Genomic DNA, 12788 nt, shown 5'->3' on the forward strand with positions numbered 1-12788 from the left:
ATCGATCACGGTTCACGCCCCGGCGTTGACGTTGGCATAGACGACGACGGCGATCGTCAGGACGAGTGACCCGGCGAGCAGGGCGGAGACGTAGGTCTGCGCGTTGCCGGTCTGGGCGCGGCGGACGGCGGTGCCGAGCAGTCGTGCGGTGGTGCCCGAGCCGCGCACGTACGTGTCGACGACCTCGCGGTCCAGGAAGCGGACGAGGCGGGCGGCGGAGAGCACGGGGCGTACGAACAGCCGTGAGTACAGGGCGTCCAGGTGGAAACCGGCGGCCGCGGGGGCGTGCAGCGGGCCGAGCAGCAGGCGTCCGGGGTCGGCCGGGTCGGCGGCGTCCGCGACGTCGCCGTAGACGGCGGCGTGGGCGGTGATGGCCTCGGCCTCCACCAGGGCGGGTTCGGCCTGCGGGTGGGCGGTGACGGCGCCGAGGGGGTGGACCGCGGCGTGCGCGGTGGTGTGCCGCCATGCCGCGTAGGTGACGAGTCCGCCGATGACTCCGACGCCCGTGGAGAGCACGGCGGTGGTCAGTGTCGGGGTGAGGCGGTGTCCGTCGAACCAGTCGCCGATCACCCCGACGGTCAGGCCGAAGCCGAGGGTGGGGACGGCCAGCACCCAGAGCACGGAGGTCATCGCGGCGGGCTGCCTGCCGTGGTCCGGCACGGCGGGGCCGCGGCCCCGGAAGGTGAGCAGCCAGAGCCGCATGGCGTACCCGGCGGTGAGCACGGCGGCCAGCAGCCCGGCGATCAGGATCGTCCAGCCGGCGGCGGCCGGGGCGACGTGGCGGTCGCCGAGGGCGGTGTGCTCGGCGGCGACGAGGACGGCTTCCTTGGAGAAGAAGCCGGCGAACGGCGGGATGGCGGCCAGCGCCAGCAGGGCGACGGTCATCGTCCAGTAGGCGTCGGGGATGCGCTTGGCCAGGCCGCCCATGCGGGACATGGCGGCGAGCGAGTTGGTGCCGGTGGCGTGGATGACGACCCCGGCGGCGAGGAAGAGGACGGCCTTGAAGGCACCGTGCGACAGGAGGTGGAAGACGGCGGCCCCACGGTCGCCGACGGCCAGCGCCCCGGCCATGTAGCCGAGCTGGCCGAGGGTCGAGTAGGCGAGGACGCGTTTGATGTCGTCCTGCGCCAGCGCGGCCAGCCCGGAGCCGACCATCGTGAGGGCGGCCATCACGGAGAGGACGACCAGGGCGGCGCCGGAGGCGGCGAAGACGGGCAGCAGCCGGGCCACGAAGTAGATTCCGGCGGCCACCATCGTCGCGGCGTGGATCAGCGCGGAGACGGGCGTCGGGCCGGCCATCGCGTCGGGCAGCCAGGTGTGCAGCGGGAACTGCGCGGACTTGCCCGCCACCCCGGCGAGCAGCAGCAGCGCGATGAGGGTGGGGTGGTCGAGGCCGCCGCCCGCGACCGCGCCGAGGACGCCGGTGATGCGGAAGGTGCCGGTGTCGGCGGCGAGCGCGAAGAGGCCGATCAGGAAGGGGACGTCGCCGAGCTTGGTGACCAGGAACGCCTTGAGGGAGGCGGCGCGCGCCTCGGGCGTCTCCCAGTAGTGGCCGACGAGGAAGTACGAGCAGATGCCCATGACCTCCCAGCCGACCAGCAGCACCATCAGGTCGCCGGAGTAGACGACGAGCAGCATCGCGGAGGTGAAGAGGGAGACGAGCGCCGCGTAGGAGGGGTAGCGGGGGTCGTCGCGGAGGTACGCGAGCGAGTAGACCTGCACGCAGGTCGCGACGAGCCCGACGAGCACGGCGACGAGCACCGCGAAGCCGTCCAGGTGGAGGGCGAGGTCGATCGGCACCGAGCCGGTGGGCGTCAGCCGGGTCGCGGCGTCGATGGCCCGGCCGCCGCCCTGGTCGGCGGCGACGACCACGGCGAGGACGGCCGCGGCGAGCACCGGGAGGACGGCGAGCGGCCGGACGAACCCGGGGGCGGTGCGGCCGAGCAGCAGCCCGCCGACGGCCCCCAGGAAGGGCAGCAGGGGGACGAGGACGGCGAGGGTCGTGGTGGTCACGCGGTGGCCTCTGTCTTCCTTGCCTTCCCCGCCGGGGCGGCCGGGTCTTCGGTGGCGCCGGGGGCGCCCTCGCCGAGGGGTTCGCCGTCGCCGGTCCACTCGTCGGGGAGGGCCTCGGCGGCGTCGGTCTCGGCGGTGTCGCGGAGCCGGTCGATGTCGGAGGAGCCGCGGTTGCGGTACACGGCGAGCACGATCGCCAGGCCGATGCCGATCTCGGCCGCGGCGATGGCGATGGTGAAGAGGGTGAGGGCCTGGCCGGCGTGGAAGGCGTCGCGGAGCCAGACGTCGAAGGCGACCAGGTTGAGGTTGACGGCGTTGAGCATCAGCTCGACGGACATCAGGACCAGGATCGCGTTGCGGCGGGCGAGCACGCCGTAGACGCCCACGCAGAAGAGGAGGACGGCGAGCACGGCGGGATAGGCGAGGTGCATCAGCTCGTCCCTTCTTCCCGGGCGTCGGGGGCTTCCGGGGCGGTGGACGCGGCCTCGCCTCCGGCGCGGGCCCGCCCGGTGGCGGCGGGCGTGCGGCGGTCGGGCTCGCTGCTTCCCGGCTTGCGGCTCCCGGCTGTACGGCTTTGGGGCGTACGGGCGCCGGGGAGTGCGCCGCGTGTCTCCGGGTCCCGGCGGGACAGCACGATCGCTCCCACCAAGGCGGCGAGCAGCAGCACGGAGAGCGCCTCGAACGGCAGCACCCAGTGGCGGAAGAGGAAGGTTCCGGTGACGGCGGTGGAGCCCTGGGCGGGCCCGTCGAGCCCGATCCAGGTGGTGCGGAAGGCGTCCACGACGACCCAGACGAGGGCCGCCGCCGCGGCGGCGGCCACGCCGAGCGCGACCCACCGGTTCTCCGAGTCGGCGTCCGGCGACCGGCCGATCGGGGCTCTGGTGAGCATCAGGCCGAAGAGGAGGAGGACCACGACGGAGCCGACGTAGATGAGCACCTGGACCCAGGCGATGAACTCCGCCGTGAGCAGGAGGTACTCGACCGCCAGGCCGCCGAGCGTGACGACGAGCCAGAGCGCGGCGTGCACCAGCTGACGGGTGGTGACGGAGACGAGGGCCGCTCCGAGGGTGACCAGGCCGACCAGCACGAACGCGATCTCGACGCCGGACGGGGAGAGGAAGCCGGGGTGGGCCGCCGCGCTCGCGGCGAGTGCGGGCATCATGCCGGGCCCTCCTGATCGTCCTGCTGTGCCGCCTGCTCCGCCTGCGGCGCCTGTGCTGCCTGTTCCCCCTGGACGCGCCGGGCCTCCTGCTCCGCCTGCTCCTCCTGGGCGCGCTGGGCTTCGAGCTTCTCCGCCGTCTTGCGGGCGGCGGCGATCTCCTTCGGCTCCTCGGCACCCGGGTCGAGCGCGGGCGGCTCCGGCACGGTCCACATCCAGTCGCGCAGCTTGTCGCGCTCGTGGGTGAGGTCGCGGATGTCCGTCTCGGCGTACTCGAACTCCGGCGACCAGAAGAGGGCGTCGAAGGGGCAGACCTCGATGCAGATACCGCAGTACATGCAGAGGGAGAAGTCGATGGCGAAGCGGTCGAGGACGTTGCGGGAGCGCTCGCGTCCGCCGGGGGCGGCGGGCGGACTCGTCTCCTTGTGCGAGTCGATGTAGATGCACCAGTCGGGGCACTCGCGGGCGCAGAGCATGCAGACCGTGCAGTTCTCCTCGAACAGCCCGATGACGCCCCGGGAGCGCGGCGGGAGTTCGGGCTGCGCGTCCGGGTACTGCGCGGTGACCGTCCGCCTGGTCATGGTCCGCAGGGTGACGGCGAGGCCCTTGGCCAGGCCGGAGCCGGGGATCGGAGGCACTAGTTGATCGCCACCTTCACGATGCCGGTGAGCGCGATCTGCGCGAGGGCGAGCGGGATGAGCGTGGTCCAGGCGAGCTTCTGGAGCTGGTCCTCGCGCAGGCGCGGGAAGGTGACCCGCAGCCAGATGACGACGAACGCGAGGATCGCCGTCTTCACCAGGGTCCAGAGCCAGCCGAGGCTCTCCCCGCCGAACGGGCTGTGCCAGCCGCCGAGGAAGAGCACGGTGGTCAGACCGCACAGGACGACGATCCCGGCGTACTCGGCGAGCAGGAAGAGCGCGAAGCGCAGTCCGGTGTACTCGGTGTACGCGCCGAAGATGATCTCCGAGTCGGCCACCGGCATGTCGAAGGGGGGACGCTGGAGTTCGGCGAGCCCGGCGACGAAGAAGATCAGGCCGCCGGTGATCTGCCAGGGCAGCCACCACCACTCGAACGCGTCCACGATCCCGGGCAGCGACACCGTCCCTGCCGCCATCGCCACGGAGGCGGCGGCGAGCAGCATCGGCAGTTCGTACGCGAGGAGCTGGGCGGCGGTACGGAGCCCGCCGAGCAGGGAGAACTTGTTGGCGGAGGCCCACCCGGCCATCAGCGAGCCCAGGACGCCGATCCCCATGACGGCGAGCACGAAGAAGATCCCCGCGTCGACCGTCTGGCCGACCGCGCCCTCCTGGGGCCCGACCGGGATGACGAGCACCACCAGCAGGTACGGCAGCAGCGCCACGGCGGGCGCGAGCTGGAAGACGCGGCGGTCGGCGTCGGCCGGGACCACGTCCTCCTTCTGCGCGAACTTGACCCCGTCCGCGACGAGCTGCGCCCAGCCGTGGAACCCGCCCGCGTACATGGGGCCCAGGCGGCCCTGCATGTGCGCCATCACCTTGTGCTCGGTCTGGCCGACGACGAGCGGGAAGACCAGGAAGACGACGAAGACGATGAGGAGCCGGAGGGCGACGTCGAGTACGTCGTTCACGCGGTATCGCCTCCGGAGGAACGGTGATCGGGGTCTTCGGGCACGTCGGGGGTCACTTCGGGACTCTCGGGTTCTGCGGGCTCCGCCGGTTCCGCCGGTTCTGCCGGTTCTGCCGGTTCTGCCGGTTCTGCCGGTTCTGCCGGTTCCGCCGGTTTCACGGACGGGGGTTCCGGCTCGGCGTCAGCCTTCGCGTCGGTCCCCGGCTCGGGCTTCGCCTCCGGGGCAGGCTCGGGCTTCGCCGCGCCCGTCCCGTCGTCGAACGCCGGGCGGGCGTGGTGCCAGGGGGCGTCCGCGCTTTGGGCCGTCCGGCGGGGAGCCGGGCTCTGCGGGGCGCCGGAGCCCGTCGCCGGGCCGGTCCGCCCGGAGGCCGCCGTGTCCGTCGCGGGGGTCTCCGTACCCGTACCGTCCGGGGTGCTCTCCGCGCGCTGGCTGGCTGAGCCGGCCGAGACGCTGCGGGACCTGCGCGCGGGGCGTGCGGCCGGTGCCCCCTCGGTCGGCGTCGCCGCGTCCGGGGTCTTCGCGTCCGGGGCCTCCGGGGCCGGGGTGTCCGGTCCGGCCGGTGCTGCTGCCGTCGGGGGCGCGGGCGGTGGGGCGGGCGTGGTGCGCTGTCCCGCCGAGCCCTCGGTGACGCTGCGGGCGCGGCGCACCGGTCGCTCCCCGGCACCGGCAGCAGCACCGGCGGCGCCTGCGCGGGCGCCCCGCGCGGGGCGGGCCGGGGCGGGCGGCAGCTGGCCCTTGAGCGGGCCCCACTCGTTCGGGTCGGGTACGCCCGGCGGGAGCATGGTGCGGCGCTTGGGCCCGCCGTGCTCGGATTCGCCGGGCTCCTTGGCACCGGGCCACGCCTTGGCGACCCGGGCCGCGAGGACGAAGTCCTTGCGCAGCGGGTGGCCCTCGAAGCCTTCGGGCAGCAGCAGGGGCACCAGGTGCGGGTGGCCCTCGAAGCGGATGCCGAACATCTCGTGGGTCTCGCGCTCGTGCCAGGCGGCGCCCGCGTAGACGGCGATCGCGCTGGGCAGCACGGCCGACCCGTGCGGGACGGTCGTACGGACCAGCAGCCGCCGGACCGTGCCGGTGGAGAGCGCGGCCACGTGGGCACCGACCTGGAAGCCGGTGCCCGGTTCGTCGACGGCGCTCAGCCAGTCGAAGTAGGTGCAGCCGAGCCGGTCGCGCACGGTTTCCAGCGCGGCGGTCCAGGTGTCGGCGGGTACGTCCACGGTGAGCAGGTCGTACGCGTACGCGGCGGTCGCCCCCTCGCCGAAGAGCCCGGTGACGGCCTCGGCGACGGCGGCCGCGTCGGCGTCGAGCAGCCGGTCGTACAGACGCGCGGAGGTCTCAGGAGTCCCGGAGGTCCCGGAGGTCCCCGCGTTCTCGGAGGCGTTCACCGCGTCCCCTCCTCCGGCTCGGCCGGGGCCGCCGGCTCGGCCGGGGCCGCGACGAGCCCGCTGGTCAGCGCGGCGGTCGAGGGCCGGGCGGCGGGGTTCGTCGCGTAACGCTCCGCCAGGGACTCGCGGGCGATCCGGTCCTGGAGCTTGAGGATGCCCTGGAGCAGCGCCTCGGGCCGGGGCGGGCAGCCGGGTACGTACACGTCGACGGGGATGATCTGGTCGACGCCCTTCGTGACGGAGTACGAGTCCCAGTACGGGCCGCCGCAGTTGGAGCAGGCGCCGAAGGAGATCACGTACTTCGGCTCGGGCATCTGCTCGTACAGCCGCTTCACGGCCGGGGCCATCTTGTCCGTCACCGTGCCGGAGACGACCATCAGGTCGGCCTGGCGCGGGCCCGGGGCGAAGGGGATCACGCCGAGCCGCATGAAGTCGTGCCGGGACATGGAGGCGGCGATGAACTCGATGGCGCAGCAGGCCAGGCCGAAGTTGAAGACCCAGAGGCTGTAGCGGCGGCCCCAGTTCAGGACCACCTTCATCGGTTCCGGCGCGAGGCGGGACAGTACGCCGAGCCGTTGGGGCTCCGGCAGCGGGACCGGCCCGGGGCCGGTCACCGCCTCCTGCGTTCCGGTCGCGGGCTGCGGCTCGGGGGTCGGCCGGCTCGTCACGCCCATGTGAGGACGCCCTTCTTCCATGCGTAGAGCAGTCCCACGGCGAGGAAGCCGAGGAAGACGAACATTTCCACCAGGGTGGTCGCGCCGAATCCGGGCGCGGCGAACACGGTCGCCCAGGGGAAGAGGAAGACCGAGTCGACGGCGAAGATCACGTAGAGGAAGGCGTAGACGTAGTAGCGGACCTGGGTGTGCGCCCAGCCCTCCCCCACGGGATCCACGCCGCACTCGTAGGTGAGGAGTTTCTCGGGCGTCGGCACCACGGGCCTGAGCAGGCGTCCCGCCCCGAAGGCGGCGGCGACGAAGAGCACGCCGACGACGGCGAGCAGTCCGACCACCGAGTAGCTGTGGAAGTAATCCGACGCGAGAACGGTCGGCTCCGGCAGTTCCGGTACGTCCGCCACGTCCGTTCCTCGCTCCCTCGAACCGTTCGACGATCTGTACGCACGGGAGTCTAGGCCCTGTTAAAGAGACGGTAAGCAGCCGCGTCCCGGGCGGGGACGGGGCGAGGGGCGCGGCGGAGCGCGGGGCGGGGGTGCGCGGCGGGGCGGGCGGGGTGGGGTTATCCCCACTTCTTCGCACCCACGAGCCCCATGGCGTGCGCGGGGGTCGGACCGGCAGGCTGGGACGCATGACGACGAGCCCCTCCGAGCCCCCCGCCGAGAGCCCTGCCGAGAGACTCTCCGAGCCGGACGACCCCCGGCCGCCCCGCCCGCGCCCGGCCCTCGACGCATGGACGTGGAAGGAGATCGCCCATCTGCTGGCGAACCTGCCGACCACGATCATCGGCTTCGTCTACGCGATCGTGCTGGTCAGCGTCGGTGCCGGGCTCTCCGTCACGGTGATCGGGCTGCCGCTGCTCGCGCTCGGCATCCAGGGTTCGCGCGGGCTGGGCCGGTTCGAGCGCGCGCGGGCCCGCACCCTGCTCGGGGTCCATGTCGGGGAGCCGGGTGCGATCGCGCGGACCCGCCGCGAGAAGGGGTTCTTCGCCTGGCTCTGGTCGGGTCTCGGCGACCGGGTGGGCTGGCGGGCGCTGCTGTATTCGTTCATCCGACTGCCGTGGGGCGTGGTGACGTTCACCGTGACGCTGGTGGGGCTCTTCGTCCTCTGGCCCGTGCTGCCCTATGTGACGCGGGCGCTCGCCAACGTGGACCGCGCGATGGTGCGGACGCTGCTGGCGCCCTCGGACGAGCTGGAGCGGCGGATCGCCGAGCTGGAGTCGGACCGGGGTGTGGTGGTGGACACGGCGGCGGCCGATCTCCGGCGGATCGAACGCGATCTGCACGACGGCGCCCAGGCCCGGCTGGTGGCGCTCGCCATGGACCTCGGGCTGGCGAAGGAGAAGCTCAACCACGATCCGGAGGCCGCCGCCCGCATGGTCGACGAGGCGCACGGCGAGGTGAAGGTCGCTCTCCAGGAGCTCCGCGACCTCGCCCGGGGCATCCATCCCGCCGTCCTCACCGACCGGGGCCTGGACGCGGCCCTCTCCTCGATCGCCTCGCGATGCACGGTGCCCGTCACGGTCGGCGTCGAGCTGCCGGGCCGCCCGGCCCAGGCGATCGAGGGCATCGCCTACTTCACCGTCTCGGAGCTCCTCCAGAACGTCAGCAAGCACAGCCGCGCGCGCTCGGCCGCCGTGGACGTGTGGCGCGCGGGCGACCGCCTGATGCTCCGGGTACGGGACGACGGGCAGGGCGGGGCGCGGACCGGCGGCGGCACGGGGCTGGCCGGTCTGGCGGAGCGGCTGGGCGCGGTGGACGGTCTGCTGGTGGTGGAGTCGCCGGAGGGCGGCCCGACCTCGGTGACCGCCGAGCTGCCGTGGCGCGACGGCGCGGCCGGCCCGGGCTGACACCACCGGAAGCGGAAGGCCGGAAACGGCGCGGAGGGCCGGGGCGCGTGCGCTCCGGCCCTCCGCCGTACGCACGGCGCGCGCGCCGGGGTGGGGGTAACCCCCCACCGGATACGGAGACCGCCCTCATGGTGCGGAGCGCCCGTACGGAAGAGGCTGGAGTCCTCGGCTGGGAAGCCGCGCGCGGGCCGTGACCACGGGTCCCGCGAGAACGGCACGTGAGGAACGGCCCGTCGACGGGCTCACCCATCGGGCTCACCCATGGGCTCACCGGAGAACGGAAACGGACGGCAGCAATGGCCACGGCATACGGATCGGACACACGGGGCGGGCAGGGCGGTGGCTCCACCGGCTCCTGGGACCGCCCCGACGAGAAGCACTTCTTCCCGGCCGTGCTCCGCGCACCGGTCGAGTCGCGGACCTGGCGGGAGCTGCTGTACCTCCTGCTGAGCCTGCCGATCAGCATCGTGCTCTTCACCCTCGTGGTGACCACGGTCTCGCTGGGCGCCGGCCTGATGGTCACGTTCCTCGGTATTCCGGTGCTCGCGGCCGGGCTGGCGGTGTGCCGGGGCTTCGGTGTCCTGGAACGCCTGCGCGCCCGCGCCCTGCTCCGGCTCGACGTCGCCGACCCGGAGCCCGTACGGGGCCGGACCGGCGGCGTGTTCTCGTGGGCCGGCGCGGCGCTCCGCAGCGGCACCTCCTGGCGCCACCTGCTCTACGGATTCCTGCACTTCCCGTGGGCGGTCTTCGCGTTCACCGTCGCGGTGACGGTGGTGACGACCGCGTGGAGCATGTTCACGTACCCGCTCTGGGCCTGGGTCTTCCCGGCGTACGTGGGGGTCGACGGCCTCCAGCTGTACGGGGACGCGACGCACCGGGTCTACCTGGACTCTGCCTTCGAGCTGACCGCGACCTGCGGGGTCGGGCTGCTCCTCGTGCTGGTGTCGCCGTGGATCGTCCGGGGGCTGGCCTCGGTGGACCGGGTGATGGTCGCCGGGCTGCTCGGCCCGTCCCGGCTGGTCACCCGCGTGGTGGAGCTGGAGTCGGACCGGGGCGTGGTCGTGGACACGGCGGCGGCCGACCTGCGCCGGATCGAACGCGACCTCCACGACGGCGCCCAGGCCCGGCTCGCCGCGCTCGCGATGGAACTCGGGCTGGCCAAGGAGCGGCTCGCCGAGGACCCGGACGCGGCGGCGCGGCTGATCGACGGGGCGCACGGCGAGGTGAAGGTCGCCCTCCAGGAGCTCCGCGACCTCGCCCGGGACATCCACCCGGCCGTCCTCACCGACCGGGGCCTGGACGCCGCCCTCTCCTCCGTCGCCTCCCGCTGCTCGGTCCCGGTCTCCGTCGACGTGGAGCTGCCGCTCCGCCCGGCCCGCGCGGTCGAGAACCTCGCGTACGTCACGGTCTCCGAGCTGCTCCGCAACGTCACCCGGCATGCGGGCGCCACCCGGGCCTCGGTCACGGTGCGGCAGACGGCCGACCGGCAGAAGGGCCAGAGGGGCCACGACCCGTCCGACCGCCCGAGCCACCTGGACCGCCCGGACCACCTGGTGATCCGGGTCGACGACGACGGGCGGGGCGGCGCGGACGTGACGGCGGGCGGCGGACTGGCCGGCCTCGCCGAACGGCTGCGGGCCGTGGACGGCAACCTCACCGTGCAGTCCCCGGCGGGCGGCCCGACGACGGTGACCGCCCGGCTCCCGTGGCGGGACTGACCGGAGTGCGCCCGCGAGGACGTGCGGGCCTTCCCGCCGGGCGGGAGGGGCGCGCCGGGCGGAATACGGGTGCGCCGGGCGCGGTGGTGCGGGCAGGATGCCCGGCGTGACCGAGCAGCCGAGCGCCCCCGTCCCGCCCCGCGCCGTCCTCGACGCGTTCGAAGTCGCGGGCACGCCCGTCCCCCTGGCCGGTGGTCAGGGGCGGAGCGTTCTCGTCGGCGGGTACGTGTTCAAGCCCGCCGAGGGGACGGAAGCCGAGGCCGAGTGGGCCGCCTCCCTGTGCGAGGCGTTGGCGCCGGGCCCCGGTTTCCGTGTCCCGCGCCCGCTCCGGGCCGCCGACGGCCGGAGTCTCGTGGACGGCTGGACCGCCCACGCGTTCCTGGCCGGCACGCCCGGTCCCCGGGGTCACTGGGACGAGGTGCTGAGCGCGGGCCGGGCCTTCCACGCCGCACTGCGCGGGTTCCCCCGGCCCGGCTTCCTCGACCGGCGCACCCACCCCTGGGCGGTGGCCGACCGGGTGGCGTGGGGCGAGCAGGACGTCGAGGTGGTCGCCGGCCTGGCCGCCCCTTTCTCGGCTCTGCTGGCGCTGAGGCGCCCGGTGCGGCAGGACGCGGCCCAGCTCGTGCACGGCGACCTCACCGGCAATGTGCTCTTCGCGCCGGGCCAGGTACCCGTGGTGATCGACTTCTCGCCGTACTGGCGGCCCCCGCTCTTCGCCGAAGCCGTGGTGATCGCGGACGGGCTGCTGTGGTTCGGCCTTCCGTCCGGGCCCACGTCCGGCATTCCTGGCGGGTCTACGGCGGCGGGCGGCGGTCACCCGGACTGGCGGCAGATGCTGATCCGCGCGCTGATCTTCCGGCTCGTCGCGGAGAGCGAGAACGCCGGGCCGGGCGGCCGGGTGCGCCCCGGGGAGGCCGATCGGTACGTCCGGGCCACCGAGGCCGTGGTGCGGGGGCCGGAGCGGCGTCGCGGGTGAACCGCGCGCTCGGCGCCGCCCGTACCTCCGTACCTGCCCTATCCCGGCGACCACCGCATTCACATGATCAGAATTCCCGCATTCCTCTCCGCCGGTCCGAGTCCGACGAAAACCGCCAAAGCCCCGAAAACGCGAGGAGTGGCGGGAGTACCGAAATCCTGGACGCGCCGAAAAGTGGCCCCTACATGGAGTACGGCGCCGGATCCCACGCGGCGGAAATCCGCCGCACCCGATGCCCGCACCCTTTGCCACCAGCTTGTTCTCACCCATGGATGAACACACCGCACGCTCCGTTGACGTACGCCCGTACCCCTGCGGGAAATGACCCGACCCCGTTCCGCCCGCACCGCCCCCGGGCTGGGATGCTGGAGGCGGAAGAGAAGACGCCGGGCGACCGGCTCAGGACGACGACAGCGGTGGGGGAAGCGGCAGCGTGGAGAACAAGGTGCGAGTAGTCATCGCCGAGGATTCGGTGCTGTTGCGGGAGGGCCTGACCCGGCTGCTCACCGATCTCGGGCACGAGGTCGTCGCCGGGGTGGGGGACGCGGAGGCGCTGCTCGCGCTGCTGGCGGAGCTGCACGCGCGGCAGGAGCTGCCGGACGTGGTGGTCGCGGACGTACGGATGCCGCCGACCCACACCGACGAGGGCGTCCGGGCCGCGGTGCGGCTGCGCAAGGAACACCCCGGCGTCGGCGTGCTGGTGCTGTCGCAGTACGTGGAGGAGCGGTACGCCACCGAGCTGCTGGCCGGCAGCACGCGCGGGGTGGGTTACCTGCTGAAGGACCGGGTCGCCGACGTGCGGGACTTCGTGGACGCCGTGGTGCGGGTGGCCGGGGGCGGGACCGCGCTGGACCCGGAGGTGGTGGCGCAACTGCTGGGCCGGAGCCGTAAGCAGGACGTGCTGGCGGGGCTGACGCCGCGCGAGCGCGAGGTCCTCGGCCTGATGGCGGAGGGGCGGACGAACTCCGCGGTGGCCAAGCAGCTCGTGGTGAGCGACGGCGCGGTGGAGAAGCACGTCAGCAACATCTTCCTCAAGCTCGGCCTCGCGCCGAGCGACGGCGACCACCGGCGGGTGCTCGCGGTGCTGACGTATCTGAACTCGTAGTCGAGCGGATCGCGGGTCGGGCCGCGCGCCGGCCCTGACCCGTGATCCGCCCCTCCGAATTCCGGACACCGCGCATTCTTGAACGGTTGTCGGCGCGATCAATCCTCCCCGGGCGGGAAATGTGCGGCCTACGTCGAAAGGACGAGAACGCATGAGCCTTCCGACCTGCCACGGAAGGCTGGAATCGGCAGGGAAAAAGGTGCGAACCGTCCTCCCTCCCCGATGTCCCCCATATGATCGACGGAGGAAGGCGCCCCTTACCGACGTAGTGTGGGCCACGGGACCGCCGGCGGGCCGGCTGTTCCGCAG

The 12788-nt window shown here is 73.5% G+C and carries 12 protein-coding genes; 4 read left to right on the forward strand and 8 right to left on the reverse strand.

Going from position 1 to position 12788, the window contains the following annotated elements; translation table 11 throughout:
* Window positions 1–12 precede the first annotated feature (12 nt).
* From OG599_RS13630 to OG599_RS13665, 8 genes are read right to left on the reverse strand one after another with little or no spacing between them, the layout of a single operon-like run.
* Entirely contained in the window at window positions 13–2013 is a 2001-nt protein-coding gene (locus tag OG599_RS13630; protein WP_327176233.1) for an NADH-quinone oxidoreductase subunit 5 family protein, read from the reverse strand.
* Window positions 2010–2444, reverse strand: a complete 435-nt coding sequence (gene nuoK / locus OG599_RS13635; RefSeq protein WP_327176234.1) for an NADH-quinone oxidoreductase subunit NuoK — start codon at window positions 2442–2444, stop codon at window positions 2010–2012. The genes OG599_RS13630 and nuoK overlap by 4 nt, the downstream gene beginning before the upstream one ends.
* Window positions 2444–3175 carry an NADH-quinone oxidoreductase subunit J family protein gene (locus OG599_RS13640; RefSeq protein WP_327176235.1) on the reverse strand — a complete coding sequence of 244 codons (732 nt, stop codon included), beginning with the start codon at window positions 3173–3175 and terminating at the stop codon, window positions 2444–2446. Before OG599_RS13640 ends, nuoK begins: the two co-directional genes overlap by 1 nt.
* A complete protein-coding gene (locus tag OG599_RS13645) occupies window positions 3172–3810 on the reverse strand; it encodes a NuoI/complex I 23 kDa subunit family protein (protein ID WP_327176236.1) in 639 nt (212 codons plus the stop codon). The genes OG599_RS13640 and OG599_RS13645 overlap by 4 nt, the downstream gene beginning before the upstream one ends.
* The gene (locus tag OG599_RS13650) at window positions 3810–4778 is read right to left on the reverse strand and encodes a complex I subunit 1/NuoH family protein (protein ID WP_327176237.1); all 969 of its coding nucleotides are present in this window, start codon (window positions 4776–4778) and stop codon (window positions 3810–3812) included. Before OG599_RS13650 ends, OG599_RS13645 begins: the two co-directional genes overlap by 1 nt.
* Window positions 4775–6160 carry an NADH-quinone oxidoreductase subunit C gene (locus OG599_RS13655; protein WP_442809425.1) on the reverse strand — a complete coding sequence of 462 codons (1386 nt, stop codon included), beginning with the start codon at window positions 6158–6160 and terminating at the stop codon, window positions 4775–4777. Before OG599_RS13655 ends, OG599_RS13650 begins: the two co-directional genes overlap by 4 nt.
* The gene (locus OG599_RS13660; protein ID WP_327176238.1) at window positions 6157–6834 is read right to left on the reverse strand and encodes an NADH-quinone oxidoreductase subunit B; all 678 of its coding nucleotides are present in this window, start codon (window positions 6832–6834) and stop codon (window positions 6157–6159) included. The genes OG599_RS13655 and OG599_RS13660 overlap by 4 nt, the downstream gene beginning before the upstream one ends.
* A complete protein-coding gene (locus OG599_RS13665; RefSeq protein WP_327176239.1) occupies window positions 6825–7235 on the reverse strand; it encodes an NADH-quinone oxidoreductase subunit A in 411 nt (136 codons plus the stop codon). The genes OG599_RS13660 and OG599_RS13665 overlap by 10 nt, the downstream gene beginning before the upstream one ends.
* Before the next feature lie 227 nt (window positions 7236–7462).
* On the opposite strand from OG599_RS13665, the gene OG599_RS13670 reads away from it, so the two are divergent.
* From OG599_RS13670 to OG599_RS13685, 4 genes are all read left to right on the forward strand, one after another.
* Window positions 7463–8680 (forward strand): sensor histidine kinase, encoded by a 1218-nt coding sequence (locus tag OG599_RS13670; protein WP_327176240.1) that lies wholly within the window; start codon window positions 7463–7465, stop codon window positions 8678–8680.
* A gap of 296 nt (window positions 8681–8976) precedes the next feature.
* A complete protein-coding gene (locus tag OG599_RS13675; protein ID WP_327176241.1) occupies window positions 8977–10398 on the forward strand; it encodes a sensor histidine kinase in 1422 nt (473 codons plus the stop codon).
* A gap of 106 nt (window positions 10399–10504) precedes the next feature.
* Entirely contained in the window at window positions 10505–11374 is an 870-nt protein-coding gene (locus tag OG599_RS13680) for an aminoglycoside phosphotransferase (RefSeq protein ID WP_327176242.1), read from the forward strand.
* Between the two features lie 445 nt (window positions 11375–11819).
* Window positions 11820–12479, forward strand: a complete 660-nt coding sequence (locus OG599_RS13685; protein ID WP_327180027.1) for a response regulator transcription factor — start codon at window positions 11820–11822, stop codon at window positions 12477–12479.
* Window positions 12480–12788 lie beyond the last annotated feature (309 nt).

It is taken from the genome of Streptomyces sp. NBC_01335 (genome assembly GCF_035953295.1).
In the GTDB taxonomy this organism is placed as follows: Bacteria; Actinomycetota; Actinomycetes; order Streptomycetales; family Streptomycetaceae; genus Streptomyces.